This window comes from Agarivorans sp. QJM3NY_30 (assembly GCF_050870855.2).
Lineage (GTDB): Bacteria > Pseudomonadota > Gammaproteobacteria > Enterobacterales > Celerinatantimonadaceae > Agarivorans.
The window spans coordinates 3,344,343-3,358,212 of sequence record NZ_CP194038.2 but is presented as its reverse complement, the minus strand read 5'-3'; the positions used below and the strand labels follow the sequence as shown (position 1 = coordinate 3,358,212).

General features: G+C 45.2%; 14 protein-coding genes and 1 pseudogene. 7 read left to right on the top strand and 8 right to left on the bottom strand.

Annotation, left to right across the window (positions count from 1 at the left end; translation table 11 throughout):
• The first annotated feature begins 330 nt into the window (after positions 1–330).
• From ACRRSX_RS15285 to ACRRSX_RS15270, 4 genes are all read left to right on the top strand, one after another.
• Positions 331–1,029: a spondin domain-containing protein gene (locus ACRRSX_RS15285; protein WP_432452343.1), complete on the top strand. Its 699-nt coding sequence runs from the start codon at positions 331–333 to the stop codon at positions 1,027–1,029.
• 9 nt (positions 1,030–1,038) lie between these two features.
• Entirely contained in the window at positions 1,039–1,737 is a 699-nt protein-coding gene (locus ACRRSX_RS15280) for a spondin domain-containing protein (RefSeq protein ID WP_439022888.1), read from the top strand.
• 62 nt (positions 1,738–1,799) lie between these two features.
• Entirely contained in the window at positions 1,800–2,501 is a 702-nt protein-coding gene (locus tag ACRRSX_RS15275) for a response regulator transcription factor (RefSeq protein ID WP_432452345.1), read from the top strand.
• On the top strand, positions 2,491–3,984 hold the full coding sequence (locus ACRRSX_RS15270) for a sensor histidine kinase (protein WP_432452346.1): 1,494 nt from the start codon (positions 2,491–2,493) through the stop codon (positions 3,982–3,984). The genes ACRRSX_RS15275 and ACRRSX_RS15270 overlap by 11 nt, the downstream gene beginning before the upstream one ends.
• A 91-nt stretch (positions 3,985–4,075) precedes the next feature.
• On the opposite strand, the gene ACRRSX_RS15265 is transcribed toward ACRRSX_RS15270, so the two are convergent.
• Entirely contained in the window at positions 4,076–5,131 is a 1,056-nt protein-coding gene (locus ACRRSX_RS15265; RefSeq protein WP_432452347.1) for a helix-turn-helix domain-containing protein, read from the bottom strand.
• A gap of 218 nt (positions 5,132–5,349) precedes the next feature.
• Between ACRRSX_RS15265 and ACRRSX_RS15260 the strand changes: the two genes are divergently transcribed.
• Complete coding sequence (locus tag ACRRSX_RS15260) at positions 5,350–5,706, top strand: DUF805 domain-containing protein (protein ID WP_432452348.1); 357 nt, start codon at positions 5,350–5,352, stop codon at positions 5,704–5,706.
• Positions 5,703–6,266, top strand: a complete 564-nt coding sequence (locus ACRRSX_RS15255; RefSeq protein ID WP_432452349.1) for a hypothetical protein — start codon at positions 5,703–5,705, stop codon at positions 6,264–6,266. Before ACRRSX_RS15260 ends, ACRRSX_RS15255 begins: the two co-directional genes overlap by 4 nt.
• Here the strand turns inward: ACRRSX_RS15255 and ACRRSX_RS15250 are convergent.
• The gene (locus tag ACRRSX_RS15250; RefSeq protein ID WP_432452350.1) at positions 6,238–6,423 is read right to left on the bottom strand and encodes a phage integrase N-terminal SAM-like domain-containing protein; all 186 of its coding nucleotides are present in this window, start codon (positions 6,421–6,423) and stop codon (positions 6,238–6,240) included. The two genes, ACRRSX_RS15255 and ACRRSX_RS15250, sit on opposite strands and share 29 nt — an antisense overlap.
• A gap of 116 nt (positions 6,424–6,539) precedes the next feature.
• Positions 6,540–7,769, bottom strand: coding sequence for an ISL3 family transposase (locus tag ACRRSX_RS15245; RefSeq protein WP_432452351.1), 1,230 nt, complete (start codon positions 7,767–7,769; stop codon positions 6,540–6,542).
• Positions 7,770–8,073: 304 nt separating this feature from the next.
• Here ACRRSX_RS15245 and ACRRSX_RS15240 point away from each other — a divergent pair, with 304 nt between their 5' ends.
• Complete coding sequence (locus tag ACRRSX_RS15240) at positions 8,074–8,871, top strand: hypothetical protein (RefSeq protein ID WP_432452352.1); 798 nt, start codon at positions 8,074–8,076, stop codon at positions 8,869–8,871.
• Between the two features lie 28 nt (positions 8,872–8,899).
• Here ACRRSX_RS15240 and ACRRSX_RS15235 read toward each other — a convergent pair whose 3' ends face one another.
• From ACRRSX_RS15235 to ACRRSX_RS15215, 5 genes and pseudogenes are all read right to left on the bottom strand, one after another.
• Entirely contained in the window at positions 8,900–9,850 is a 951-nt protein-coding gene (locus ACRRSX_RS15235; protein WP_432452353.1) for an IS110 family transposase, read from the bottom strand.
• 770 nt (positions 9,851–10,620) lie between these two features.
• A pseudogene (locus ACRRSX_RS15230) lies at positions 10,621–10,818 on the bottom strand (adenylosuccinate synthetase); the annotation flags it as partial.
• Positions 10,819–10,823: 5 nt separating this feature from the next.
• Positions 10,824–11,408 carry a tyrosine-type recombinase/integrase gene (locus tag ACRRSX_RS15225; protein WP_432452354.1) on the bottom strand — a complete coding sequence of 195 codons (585 nt, stop codon included), beginning with the start codon at positions 11,406–11,408 and terminating at the stop codon, positions 10,824–10,826.
• Between the two features lie 201 nt (positions 11,409–11,609).
• Entirely contained in the window at positions 11,610–12,179 is a 570-nt protein-coding gene (locus ACRRSX_RS15220) for a hypothetical protein (RefSeq protein WP_432452355.1), read from the bottom strand.
• A gap of 422 nt (positions 12,180–12,601) precedes the next feature.
• Positions 12,602–13,861, bottom strand: coding sequence for an adenylosuccinate synthase (locus ACRRSX_RS15215; protein WP_432452356.1), 1,260 nt, complete (start codon positions 13,859–13,861; stop codon positions 12,602–12,604).
• Positions 13,862–13,870: the final 9 nt, after the last annotated feature.

The following is a 13,870-nucleotide window of genomic DNA, read 5'->3' as shown; positions in this document are numbered from 1 at the left end:
GTTGATGAGGCGGGAACAGTCGCTCGCGGAGATTTTTAGCTTGGTTTGTATGACGAATTGCACATTTTGAGGGCAAATGTTGCACTTCGGTGCAGCTCTGTTGGCGCATCAAGCGATTGACGAAACGCCTAATGAAGCGTTGAGCGTGACTAATATTGGGCAGAGGGTAGGTTTTAAGTGAGGTGTGTCAATTATTTTTATCTTTAATTGATTGTTAAATAAGGACTTTATGGCATGTGATAAAAACGTGATAAGTTCGTGAGTTGCTTGGGATAGCTGCTGTTTAAGCTGAGTGCGACTGTTAATTTAGGACCACAAAAGGAGCGAATCATGGATCTCAAGTCATCTTTATTGGCACTGCCACTGCTTGCGGTAAGCAGCTTAAGCCACGCCGCAATGCTCGATGTAAAAATTACTAACCTAACACAAGGCATTTACTTCACCCCATTACTCGTGACCGCACACGCTGCCGATAGCCATCTGTTTGAGGTGGGTCAAGCGGCTTCAAGTGCACTGCAAGCGATGGCCGAAGGCGGAGATATTTCCGGCTTAGTTAGCATTGCCGATGGTATTGCTGCGGTATCGGTGCAAAATCCGGCCAGCGGTTTATTAGCGCCAACTAGCCAAGCCATGCTGAGCGATATGGATACAGGTGCCAATACTCAGTTGAGCATTGTGGCGATGATGTTGCCGACCAATGATGGTTTTGTTGGCATCGACAGCTGGCAAATTCCCAGCGAAGCGGGAACCTATACCTTTTATATGAACGCTTATGATGCGGGAACCGAAGCTAACGATGAAATCATTAATGGCGGCGGCACACCGGGGACTCCGGGAATTCCGGCCGATCCGGGAATGCATGGCGGAACGGGGGCTAGCGGCGTGACGACTGTTTCTAGCAACAGCAATATTCATATTCACCCCGGTAATGTGGGCGATAGTGATGCCAGCGGCGGCATCAGTGATGTAGATAGCCGTATTCATCGCTGGTTAAACCCAGTAGCTAAAGTACAGGTTACCGTGAAGTAAGGAGCAATGATGGCTATCTTAAAATTTACTCAGCGAGCCTTGACCATCGGGCTGCTGGCAGCAGGCTTAAGCGCCTGCGGCACTGACGATGTAAGCAGCAGCGCTGCGATGCAAAGTTATCAAGTTACCATATACAATGATACCGCAGCGCAGGCTTTATCGCCGGTTATGTTAGCGATCCACGATAGCGCGATACAGCTGTGGAGCATTGGTGCACCGGCAAGTTTGGCTTTAGAAAACTTGGCTGAAGGCGGCGATGCAAGTGCTTTAGTCGCGATGTTTAATGGCAAGGATGTGGCCATGCTTGGCGCTGGGGCGGTTGGCCCCGGCGACACAGATAGTTTGATGATTACTGCAGCGGCGCGCCACGATATGCGTTTGTCATTGGCAAGTATGTTGGTGAACAGCAATGATGCCTTTAGCGGATTGAATGCTTTGGATCTCTCCAAGGTGATGGTGGGTGAAACCCTGACTTATCCTTTGCCCGCCTATGATGCTGGCACCGAAGCCAATAGCGAAGCGGCTGGCACCATTCCCGGTCCAGCCGACGGCGGTGAGGGATTTTCGGCAATTCGTGACGATGTGATGAATAAAGTTTCCCGTCATCCCGGTCTAGTGACTCAAGCAGACGATGCTGCATCGGTATTAATGCCCCAACATCGTTTATCGAATCAGGTCGGTCGGGTGGTGATCACTCGTATCGATTAAGCACCCCATGGGGACGTCCGCAAAGTTGCGGACGTACCTATTTAAGCTGCTATGGAGCATTTATGTCAGCACGGATCTTGGTGATTGAAGATGACCACGATATCAATAATTTAATCGTTATGAACCTCGGTGACCTGCTGTATCAGGTGGAAAGTTGTGATCATGGGGGCCAAGGTTTTATCCAGGCCAGCCAACAAGCCTTCGATTTAATTGTATTGGATCTGATGTTGCCGGGGATGAATGGCCTGGATATTTGTCAGCAATTACGGGCTCGACAGATTAATACCCCGATATTAATGTTAACCGCACGGGATTCTGAAGCCGATCGGGTGGTGGGTTTAGAAATGGGGGCCGATGACTATCTCACCAAACCTTTTAGTGTGCGTGAGTTACAAGCGCGGGTGAAGGCGATGCTGCGCCGAGTTGACCTGTTGCAGCAATCTCAGAATCACCCCGAACCGCAGTTAATGCAGCGCCAAGACTTAAGCATCGACGTGGCGCGGCGTCAGGTCTCGGTGGCTCAGCAAGTGGTGGAGCTTACTTCCACCGAGTTTGACTTGCTTTATTATCTGGCTAAATCGCCGGGTTTAGTGTTTAGCCGCACTCAATTATTAGATGAAGTGTGGGGTTATCAACACAGCGGCTATGAGCACACGGTGAATTCGCACATCAATCGCTTACGCACGAAGTTGGAAAGCGATCCCTCTCATCCTCAGTATGTTCTCACCGTATGGGGCGTGGGGTATAAATTTAATGATGTTTAGCTTGCTTAGCTCTTTCTATAGCAAATTAGTGTTGGCGGTTGTGGCTTGTTTTATACTGGCGGGGATCTTACTGCTTGGCTTGGCCCATCAAAGCTCACAACAGTATCAAAATGAAATCGAGCAGAAGTTACACCTAAAGTTGGCTGAATACCTGGTGAACGATCAACAGTTGTTTCAAGATGGTCAGCTCGATCCCAAGGCGATTGAGGCAGCTTTTCATTCGATGATGATCCTGGGGCCAAGTTTCGAATTTTATATTCTGGATCCGCAAGGTAAGGTGCTGACTTATTCAGCCGACCCGCAAAAAATTAAACGCACCCAAATTGACTTAAGCCCGATCCGGGCTTTCATTCAGGGGGGGCATGTGGTGCCAATTGTTGGTCAAGATCCTCGTTCTAACAGCCGGAGTAAAATATTTTCGGCGGCAGAAATACGCGATGCAAGCGGGCTAAAAGCTTACCTATATATCATTATTGGTGGCGAGATCTACGACAGTGTGGCTGAGCTTTTACAAAGTAGTCATATTATGAAGCTCAGCCTGATTGGTTTGTTTTTCATTTTGGGCTTTAGTTTGTTGGTGGTGGTGTTGGTCTTTGGACTGCTCACCAAGCCATTGCGTCGCCTCGCCAAAGATATCGATCAATTCCAACAAGTGGGTTTAGAGAAAAACGCCAACATTGCCGAGCATTGGCAAAATAACTCCTACGACGAGGTGCAAAAGCTGGGTTCGGCCTTTAGTCATATGGCCACCACCATTCAAGGTCAATATCAAAAGGTGAAGGATACCGACCAATTGCGCCGTGAGTTAGTCTCTTATGTATCGCATGATTTAAGAACGCCACTGGCATCCTTGCAGGGTTACCTAGAAACTTGGCAATTGAAACATCGCGATTTAAACTTCGACGAAGGCGAAAAGTTGATTCAGGTAGCACTGAGTAGTGCCCGTAAAACCAGTGCCTTGGTGGAGCAGTTGTTCGAACTTGCCCATCTGGACAGCGAATCGGCGACGCTCAATCAAGAGCCGGTGGCGATTGCCGAATTGGCGCAAGATGTGATGCAAAAATTACATTTAGCTGCGCAAGCCAAGCAGCTGCTGATGCAAGTAGAGCCTCGAGATCCATCGTTAATGGTAAACGCCGATATTCAACGGATCGAGCGGGTATTTACTAACCTGCTGGAAAACGCCATTCGTCATTGCAGTATCGGCGATCGAATTAGCGTGCGCATTCAGCAACACCAAGATCCACACAAACTCAATATTGTGGTGAGTGACACCGGCTCAGGCATTCCCGCCGATGATCTACCGTATATTTTTGATGCCCATTATCGGGCGGAAAACCGAACTCAGGATCGCAGCGCTCACGGTGGCCTGGGTCTGGCCATTGCGAAGCGGATTGTGCAATTGCATTACGCCAGCATTACCGTTGATTCTTGTTTAGGTGAGGGAAGCCAATTTAGCTTTGCGCTGGATAAACCAGCTTAACAGGGGCTCGGCCAGATGGCGAAGCACTGTTAAGCACTGTTAAGCACGGTGCCCAAAGTTAAGCTTGGCGGGGGACTTGGAAACTAGCGGTTTAAGGCTTGGCGTGATTGAGTGAGTCTCGAAACTGACTGGGGCTTTGGCCAGTCACCCGTTTAAATTCACGATTAAAGTTAGATTTAGTTTGAAAACCAGCATTCAGGTAAATTTGAGTGAGGGTGTCATGGCTATTCGCCATTAAGTTTTTGGCTTGGGTGATACGGTATTCGTTAACCACCTTGGACACGTTGCGGCCGTATATTTGATTTACTGCAATCGATATTTTTCGCGCCGGGATCCCCAGTTTACGAGATAAGCGATCAAGGGTTAAATCGGGGTCGAGAAAGGCTTGTTTATTTAGCATCAGTTGATCGAGCTGTTGCACTATTTGCTGGGCTTGTTGCTGGCTTAAGGGAGGCGCGTTTTGGTCTTTAGCCGCGCTTTGCAAATCGCTGGGCTTAAGCGCTGCGGCACCAGTTTGCTGGTCACTGGCGCGGGTACTCAGGCTCACAAAAACCACCGCCAACGACAGCATCGGTAACAAAAATGCGTGCCCAAGGCTCAGAATATAGCGAGCATGTTGTCCTTGGTACCAGACAAAATCTAATGAAATACTGGTATCGATCATCGCCGAAAATAACAACATCAGCCCGGCGATGCGCTCCGACTTTCTTGCCCATTCAATCGCCGATAATTGTACTTGTTCCGGCAGTTCATCCTTGGCCAGGGAACTTCGCAGCAATGCAAGCCCATAAGCCAGGTAAAGTGTGGTTAAGGCGATATCTAATAGGGGGAGCCAGCTATGAATAAACCAGGCGAGGGTCACCAGTATTGGGCCCAAGGCATGTAATCGTGATAAACCTTTGGCGTGATGGGCTTTGCTAAAGTAATACCAGGCGGCAACCGGGATCAAAGACGCCAAAATGGGGGCTAGGAAATGCAAAATCGTCGCATCAACTGTCCAACGTAAGCCAACCACCGCGGTGGTTAAAGCACACAGCAGTAAAAATAAGCCACCATTTTTTGCTTGCTCGGGGTTTTGCACCATCAGGCTCAGCGCCAGCATCACCAATAACAGAGATACCACCATGGGTAAGGGGATAGCCAACATAACAATTCCATTTTCCTTTCAAGGCTAAGTTGTCATTTTCATTAGGCAAGCATACCTAGCTTCAGCGGTGGGGAGAAGCGCCCCGCGTCCTTAAACCCGTTTTAGGGCGTCCTCGAACCTGTTCTAGGACGCTTCATTCCCCCAATTACCGCATTCTCGGGTGGTTCTGCAGCATCTTTGCTGCGTATCGCTTAGCGTTTAATTGTGGAGAATGAATCATGAAATGGTATTGGCAAGCATGGAAATATGCGTTGGTGTTTAGTGGGCGAAGTTCCAGAGAAGCATTTTGGATGTTTTTTGCGGTAAACCTGTTGGTGGGGCTAAGCGTACTGATTTTGGAGCTCACTGGAGTGACGCCCGCTTGGGTCGATATTGTGTATAGTTTGAGCTGTTTTCTCCCGATGCTTGCGCTAACTGTTCGACGTTTACATGATACTGGGCGTTCGGGATGGTACTTGTTATTGATGGTGATTCCGCTGGTTGGGCCCTTGTTGCTATTGTTTCTTTTGGCCCAGCCCGGATTACCGGGTCGCCATGCATTTGATCAATTTCCGTTACAAGGGAGCCATTTATGAATCACAAATTGATGAATGCTGGAGTGAACTTATCGTTGCTAATCAGCTTGATTTATTTATTAACGCATATTCCCTTTATTGTGGCGAAAGAAGTCGACTTGCCAAGCATTCCTGCTGGCGCACAGGGCGTGGTTTATGTTGAAAATGCCAGCGAAGGACAGTTGTTGTACTTGCATGGGATCAGTGGCAAAGGGATCTATGTGGCCAAAGGCGAGCCCGGCGAAGTGTGCGTGATCCCATCATTTCCAGTGATTGCGGGTGGCTTTGATGGTCAGGGGATCGAGATTGCCAAAGCCAAGCCGATCCGCTTGGTGGTTTATAGTAAAGCGGTATCTGAGCGCTTGAAAGCTGGCGAGCAAGTGGTTAGTGAAGATTGGGTCCTGAGCCTGCCCAATAGTGCTGTGCGAGGCGATATTGGGATCGAGTCAGGGCTAAGTTTGCAACAGGGTTTTATCTTACATCCGCGAAAGTTTTGGAGCTCGTGGTTTAGCAGCCGTTGGCGTCAAGCGAGCTGTAAGGCGGCAGCGCATTTTACCGCGGCAGTGGCGACTGGCAAATAAACTGGCTTAAAAATACCAGTGCATTTAAGGCAAGGGTCTGACTTTGTGGTGCGAGCTCCCTTTGGTTAGCGAGCTCGCTTAAAAAGCGCTCAACCTCTCGGTTGTGCATGTCTTTGGGATGGCGTTTTGCTTGAATAAAATAAAGCGCCATATCCATGCTAAATCCCTTCGAGTTGTTGTATCTCTAAAGCGTGTTAAGCGCATTTTTACCTCGATAAATGCGAGATATGCTGGGCTCATATGTCGACCTTTATACTGTTATTATATGGCTCTTCACCGTTCTTGGTGGAAAGTCATATCAAGCCCTCCAAAGTGAAATAAAATAGCTCGCTTAAAGCGTTCTTTATTTCTAAAACCCATCGAACGTATTTTTAGGCGCTGAATGTTTCCATTTATCGCTTCCGCTAAGCCATTTGATACCTTATAACGCATCGCATTGATGATGCCCTTTAAGTGCGTTTTCACGGTTTCTGCTGCTGTCATCATCGGCCTGATTTGACTGACCTTTATGAGTGCCAACCAATCATTCCAAGCCGCTTTGGCGTTAGCTGCATCGCCATACCAAATGGCTCTTGCTTGCTCTTTGAATATCCAGCTCAAGCCAGTATTTTGCATCATTTTGGCCAGCGCATTCACTCTTTCTCTCAATGTCCCATGTAGGTGGCTGTTTCGTTTTAACCATCCATACCGTGTTTGGTGGCACTCTCTTTTTAAATGCTGGGGCAACGCCATGAGTTCGCTTTTTCTCACTTCATTCACCGCTTTAGTGAGCACCTTTGCGATATGAAAATGGTCTATGGCTATCATTTGCTTAGCCCGCTCACCGAAGTAGTCATATGCTGCGTTTATATATGCTCTGCTCATGTCCATCGATATGGAACGTGTAACCATTGTTGACTCAGGGGGCAATGCCTTAAAGCAAGCAGATAGGCTCATGCCTGTTCGACCGTCTTCAACCGATATCACCTGACCATCACTATTGGATAATACCGTGACATAGTCATGGCCTTTCTTAAATGCCGTTTCATCGACCAACAGGTCTTGGTAGTTGATGGTGGTTCTGGCTGTCAGACCGCGTTGAACGGCTCGTGCCATAATACGGTCGATGGCTCCCCAGCTAAGCCGATAGGTTTTACTCACCGCGTATAAGGAACTGACTTTAAGCATCTCTATAACGCGAGCCTCAAACAGCTCTGTGTAGCGACTGTTACTTGTCGCCCAAGGCACTTGAAGTGTTTGCACTCCATGCTCTGGGCAATCAGCTCGAGGGACTTCAGCCTCAATACGTGTTTCAAACTGACAGGTATCTAAATGTCGCCAAACCCGCCGCCGAGTATCGTGTCGACGAACAGCCTTACCGCAAGAGGGGCAAGCCGTTAATGAAGCTCGGTCATAGTCAACGCGTACGGTGATGGTTTGGGTTGACTCATTGAGTTCAACAGATGAAACAGCCCAAGGATGAGTTAATCCAAGAATGGATTGATAAAGCGTCGTGTCTTGCATGGTCGCGAGGTATTCATGAACGTTTACTTATTATCTCGCTCATTAATGTTTGTTGAAAGTGTTTCCACTACATTCGGTGAAGAGCCAATTATACACAGTTAAGTGGATTCCCATCTTTCTGCAAATGCATTACCATCTTTCGCGCATGGTCAAAATGGTGATTCACTGATATGCTGTTGATAAAATTGAATATTAAAGGCTGTGTGAATTTCTGTGCTGCGTGATAGGTGGTAACTTCGCATGCGTGAAAGATGGGAATTTGCATATTAATATACTGTTATGCGCCAGTTTGAGGTTTTACACTATGTCTAATAAAAAGAAAGAATATCCAAGAGAAGAGTGGATAGAGTTTATTACTGAAACTAATCAAAATGGTGAAATTGAATTAAATTATTCTATCGATAAATTTGGTGATCTTTCGGGTATCGATAACCTGAAAGATAGTCCCTTTAAACATATTCGAAGTTACAAAGGAGAAAGTAGAGAGAAAAAGCTATCAGTTATAGGCTCTGGGGAAACTCCCTCTTTTAACCAAGAAAGGTTTGCTTTTGAGAATTTCGAAAGGATATATTTTATTGATACAAATGATTCTATATTCAGAGGGAATAAAAGTTGCTCAACAGCTGTCTATGAATTGTTTTATTTTAAAAATGCTCTTGAGAAATGCCAAGGAAATTTGAATCTTAAATTTTTAGTGGGTTACTATCAGTTTGACGTTTTAGAAGAAGCAAAGGGAGAAAGAATTGGTTGGCATCTATTCATTGAAAGTACACGAAAATATTTTGAAAGCATAGGAGATGATAAACAAGTTTTAGTAGTAACAGATCATGAACTTGGGCTTCATGAAAATATAAATAGTCGAGAATCAGCTTATTATTTAGACTTTTACCTACCTAGAAACGTAACATTAGGGTTTGCTAAAGCTGATAAGTCAGGATCAGTTTTAGAAATAGGAATGAAGAATGCAGATAGAATGTCAAATATCATAAAAAAAGACTTTGCTAAATACGAAAATGTTACTCTTAAAATTCAAAAGCTGAATTATGATAATAACTTTAGAGGTTATGCCGTTGTACACCCTAATAAATTATTTGGCGCATAACAAACGACTATGGTGTCAATAAGTTAGATTAAATTATTTTTGCATCCCATAAGGCGCCATCTCGTAGCATTGAGTTTAGGATGGTTACCATCTTTCTTACGCATGCAATGATGGCTACTTTTTTAGGTTTCCCTTCAGCTAAAAGCCTCTGATATGTGCTCTTAAAAATGGGGTTACATTGGATGGCTGACATCATGGCCATGTATAAAACGGTTCTTACTTGAGCTCGTCCCCCTTGAATTTTTCTGAGCCCTTTATAGCGGCCACTTTCTCGGTTCATTGGGGCCACTCCGACGAGAGATGAGGCTTGTTTATTGGTTATTAACCCTAACTCTGGAAGGTTACTAATGATAGACGCCGCTGCAATTTTCCCTATTCCTGGCATGCTTTGTAATATCTCATTCTTGGCTTGATACTCAGGGTTACTTTCAATTAGCTTGATAATCTTGCTTTCAATTTTCTCTATCTGATTTTTAAACGCAGTTAAAATAGGTTTAATCGTCAGAATGAGTTGCGAGGGCATAATTTTCATGCGATTTTTTTCCATTGTTTGCATCGAAAGAAGCTGGTTTCTTCGGATGACTAAATCTGCCATGAGTCGCATAGAATCTGGCTTTAGTGTCGTTAAATTGGGCTTTATAGCTTCGGCGTAGTGCGCGATAAGTTTTGCGTCAAGTTTGTCTGTTTTAGCCCTCTGCCCGATAGCGCCTGCAAAACGTCTTACATGAACAGGGTTGGCTATTACATACGGTAGTTTGGCATTGTGACAAGCTATAATAAAAGGCATTTCTAATCGACCTGTAGCTTCAATCACGACTCGTAATGGCGTGTGTTTTTGAATGATTTTTATGGCTTGCTTGATACCTTTATCATCGTTGGAGACAGTGAAGAAAATGTCGAGGGGTCTAATATAAACATCAAGTTGTTCTTTACCTGTATCGACACCGACGTTAATACATTTATTTGTTACTGTATTCATAATAAGCTGACTCTATATTGCGTAATACGGGTTCTAGACCCTGTAGACTATTCGAGTGTGGTGCTTGGAGTTCCACTTAATGCTCACGTTTGTTATCGGCCTTTGAAAGGAGCCTTAAGAATATCGAGCTATTAAATAGAAGCTTAAGTTGCTGCTTAAGCCTGAGTCTCACTTTACTCATATTTCTTAATAATTATCCATACAATAAGAATAGGTGTCGCGTAGCCGCCACCTTATTCGGGTGTTGAACAAGCCCGATGCTCCCTTCTATAGTAAATAACGGTATTGATGTTGGCGGGGCCAAGGCCTTGTTACTTTTTACAAGGCGAGTTTGGCTAAGACTGGGTGAATGGCGTTAAGCCTTTACCTGTCATACATGGTGCTAAGCTGTTATTTTTTGTATGTATTCATCCTCATGTTAAGCCCTGCCATTCTCCTTATCCTGTTCGCCTTTCGGCTAGCTCGTTCGACTCACGCCTGTGCAGTGCATGGGGTGCTGGCTGGCTATATCTAAGACACCCATTGTTAACTCGCGGTATTTGTTCCTGCCCAAACTCATTTATATTCAGAAGTGTGTTTTAAAGTCGTCGTAATACGAATGGCTATATCTAAGACACCCATTGTTAACTCGCGGTATTTGTTCCTGCCCAAACTCATTTATATTCAGAAGTGTGTTTTAAAGTCGTCGTAATACGAAGAAGATAAAAATCTAAGCTACTATAGCTAGTTCTAGCTTAGATTTTTATTGAACGGCTTAGCTAAATAAACCGTTATCTACGAACGATCATTTGCTCTCGTTCTGGTCCAACCGAAACCATGACGATCGGAACTCCCATTAACGCCTCGATGCGAGTTATATAATCCTGCGCGCTTTGAGGAAGGCTCTCGAAAGTACGACAAGCGGTGATATCTTCATCCCACCCCTGCATTTTTTCATAAACAGGTTGCAGCTCTGCAGTTTGAGGCCAATTGCCTATCCAAGACCCCCATCGTTAACTAGCGATATTTGTTCCAGTCCAAACTCATTTAAATTATATAAGACACCCATGATTGTGGTGTTCCCGCCTTTAGCATCCCGCACATGGATTTGCATGGCCTGACTATCAATATCATGAATGCTTAAGTGTAAGCCCTCGCTCAAGCGCAGCCCCATGGAATACAACACCAAGAAGAAGACTTGATAGCGGGGTTGCGACGTCATGCTAATCACGAAGCCGACTTGCGCAGGGCTTAAGATATCGGGTAAGCGCTTCACTTGAGGAGGCTTTACAATGTTTAACCACTGCCATTGTTTCTCGAGGGTGTAGCGATAAAAAAATTGCAAGCCATTGCGGTCTAGCTTCACGGTGCTCCAAGAATGGCTGCTAATCAGTTGAGCAAAATAGGCCTTTAAATCAGCGGTGCTTAAGGTATCGGGGGAGCGGTCAAAGTGGGCAGAAATCCGACGTACCGCACGCGAGTACGCATCAATGGTGGCTGGTCGTTTCCCTTGTAAGGTTAAATTGGTAAGGTCTTGTTTATATAAAACATGATAACGATGTTGTTGGGTAGGGTTCATGCTGCATACTCCGATTCATCACGACCGATTGGCCGTGTCACATTGAGTATGAGATATCAGGTGCTATGCACTCTGCCGCAGAGCGGCTTCGTTCTACAAATTAATTAAGTGGACTTATCAACGCTGGGCATTTGCGGCTTGGAGCCTGATAAGCTCGGTAAATTCAGTGGTTACAGCCACTTATTAAGGCGTTAGCTTCCTTTACTGGTTCATAGCAATCAGGTTATTGAGATAATCGAACGGGAGTTGATTTAACTTTCTGTCTGGTACATTGAGCCAAGGAGTCGATTTAGCTACTGCGTTTACGAATGTAATACAATCCTTGACACCCAGAACGTATTTAGCATCGTCCCATTCTTTAGTTAAACGCTGGACTTTGGTGTAAGTTTCATAAGTGACCCTAACTTGGAGTTGGTGTGCAGGCTTCATAATCATAAGGTTTTCTTGTTTAACACCGCTTCCATTACTCTTTTTAAACATGGCTATGATGCTCTTGTTATCGGAAGGGTATTGACCGAAGCCTTTTTCGGGGACACAAATATTGTTATGTGCGTCGTTTGGTGCATATAAAGAGATGTATGCGTGTCCTGGAGATAAAGATTCAAGTGAAGCCGATGTTGCGTAAAAAGTAACAAAATACTGACCATTAGTTATATCTAGTTCAGGTGGAGAACAATAGCCTCGCCCATCAATTTTTAGTGAAGCGCCGATTGTGTTAAATGAGATGATAATTAAGACTAAGTAAATTAAATGTTGTACATGCCTTATCATAGTGTGCTCATATGTGAAAAATTTGCATGTGATTATATCTAAAGGAAATTACTTTGCTAGGAGATTGATCAAGTTGGCTGCTCCAGAAGCTAATGCAATTATATAAGATGCAATTATATAAGACACCCATGATTGTGGTGTTCCCGCCTTTGGCATCCCGCACATGGATTTGCATGGCCTGACTGTTAATATCATGAATGCTTAAGTGTAAGCCCTCGCTCAAGCGCAGCTCCATGGAAGGTGTATATCTAAGGCTATATCTAAGACACCCATTGTTAACTCGCGGTATTTGTTCCTGCCCAAACTCATTTATATTCAGAAGTGTGTTTTAAAGTCGTCGTAATACGAAGAAGATAAAAATCTAAGCTACTATAGCTAGTTCTAGCTTAGATTTTTATTGAACGGCTTAGCTAAATAAACCGTTATCTACGAACGATCATTTGCTCTCGTTCTGGTCCAACCGAAACCATGACGATCGGAACTCCCATTAACGCCTCGATGCGAGTTATATAATCCTGCGCGCTTTGAGGAAGGCTCTCGAAAGTACGACAAGCGGTGATATCTTCATCCCACCCCTGCATTTTTTCATAAACAGGTTGCAGCTCTGCAGTTTGAGGCCAAATTGGATTTTCACTGTGTTCGCCATTGTAAGCAATACAGATTCTAAGGTCCTTCATACCGCTTAAGCAGTCTATTTTAGTTAATGCAATCTCAGTTGCGGCTTGCAGTTCAACCCCATTTCGAGTCGCCACCGCATCAAAGTACCCCATATCTCGTGGGCGGCCTGTAACCGCGCCGTACTCATTCGAACTTTCTCGGAAGTTATCTTGTTCGTCCATCGCTGTAACTAAGGTTCCTGTACCCACTGATGAACTAAACGACTTAGCGACAGCGATAATACGCTCTGGCCTCAATGCTGGTAAACCACTGCCAATACCGGCATAGGCAGCGGTCACATTTGATGACGTTGTCCAAGGGTACTCCCCATAAACGAGATCACGGCCAGCGCCCAATTGAGCTTCAAATAATAGCTGTGCTTTGGTCGCTTGCAGCGCTTTAAGAGGCTCGGTGACGTTACAAATAAATGGACGCCAAGATTTCGTTATGTCTAATAACCATGCCGTAAGTTCTGCTGCACTTTGCGAGTAATCGCAATCTGGGTATAAGGCTTTTAACTGAGGAATTTTCCAATCTAGCATAAATTGAATTCGCTGCTCTAGTACGTCTGGCTGATTCAACCAACCAACTAAAATGCCTTTCTTCATTACACGATCGCCGTAAGCCGGTGCAATACCCTGACGAGTAGAGCCGTAGGCTGCATCACCGAGTCTTTGTTCTTCTAATGTATCTTCAAGTGCATGTAGAGGTAGACACAAGGTAGCACGATCTGAGATACACAAATTCACATCCACTCCCGTTGCCTTAACTTCTTCAATCTCTTCAGTTAGTGCCGCTGGGCTAATCACCATGCCTGGGCCAAGAACAGCAATACAGTTCGGATTGAAAATTCCGCTTGGCAGCTGGTGCAGTTTGAACGTGCCGAAGTCATTAACAACGGTATGTCCGGCATTATTGCCACCTTGAAAACGAATACTGGCAGAAGCATCTGATGCTAAAAAGTCAACAATACGGCCTTTACCTTCATCTCCCCAATTGGCACCCACAATGACAATAGACGACATAATATATCT

Coding starts and splice junctions, on each gene's coding strand:
- ACRRSX_RS15285 (WP_432452343.1), top strand. CDS start 331: ATGGATCTCAAGTCATCTTTATTGGCACTGCCACTGCTTGCGGTAAGC.
- ACRRSX_RS15280 (WP_439022888.1), top strand. CDS start 1,039: ATGGCTATCTTAAAATTTACTCAGCGAGCCTTGACCATCGGGCTGCTG.
- ACRRSX_RS15275 (WP_432452345.1), top strand. CDS start 1,800: ATGTCAGCACGGATCTTGGTGATTGAAGATGACCACGATATCAATAAT.
- ACRRSX_RS15270 (WP_432452346.1), top strand. CDS start 2,491: ATGATGTTTAGCTTGCTTAGCTCTTTCTATAGCAAATTAGTGTTGGCG.
- ACRRSX_RS15265 (WP_432452347.1), bottom strand. CDS start 5,131: ATGTTGGCTATCCCCTTACCCATGGTGGTATCTCTGTTATTGGTGATG.
- ACRRSX_RS15260 (WP_432452348.1), top strand. CDS start 5,350: ATGAAATGGTATTGGCAAGCATGGAAATATGCGTTGGTGTTTAGTGGG.
- ACRRSX_RS15255 (WP_432452349.1), top strand. CDS start 5,703: ATGAATCACAAATTGATGAATGCTGGAGTGAACTTATCGTTGCTAATC.
- ACRRSX_RS15250 (WP_432452350.1), bottom strand. CDS start 6,423: ATGGATATGGCGCTTTATTTTATTCAAGCAAAACGCCATCCCAAAGAC.
- ACRRSX_RS15245 (WP_432452351.1), bottom strand. CDS start 7,769: ATGCAAGACACGACGCTTTATCAATCCATTCTTGGATTAACTCATCCT.
- ACRRSX_RS15240 (WP_432452352.1), top strand. CDS start 8,074: ATGTCTAATAAAAAGAAAGAATATCCAAGAGAAGAGTGGATAGAGTTT.
- ACRRSX_RS15235 (WP_432452353.1), bottom strand. CDS start 9,850: ATGAATACAGTAACAAATAAATGTATTAACGTCGGTGTCGATACAGGT.
- ACRRSX_RS15225 (WP_432452354.1), bottom strand. CDS start 11,408: ATGAACCCTACCCAACAACATCGTTATCATGTTTTATATAAACAAGAC.
- ACRRSX_RS15220 (WP_432452355.1), bottom strand. CDS start 12,179: ATGATAAGGCATGTACAACATTTAATTTACTTAGTCTTAATTATCATC.
- ACRRSX_RS15215 (WP_432452356.1), bottom strand. CDS start 13,861: ATGTCGTCTATTGTCATTGTGGGTGCCAATTGGGGAGATGAAGGTAAA.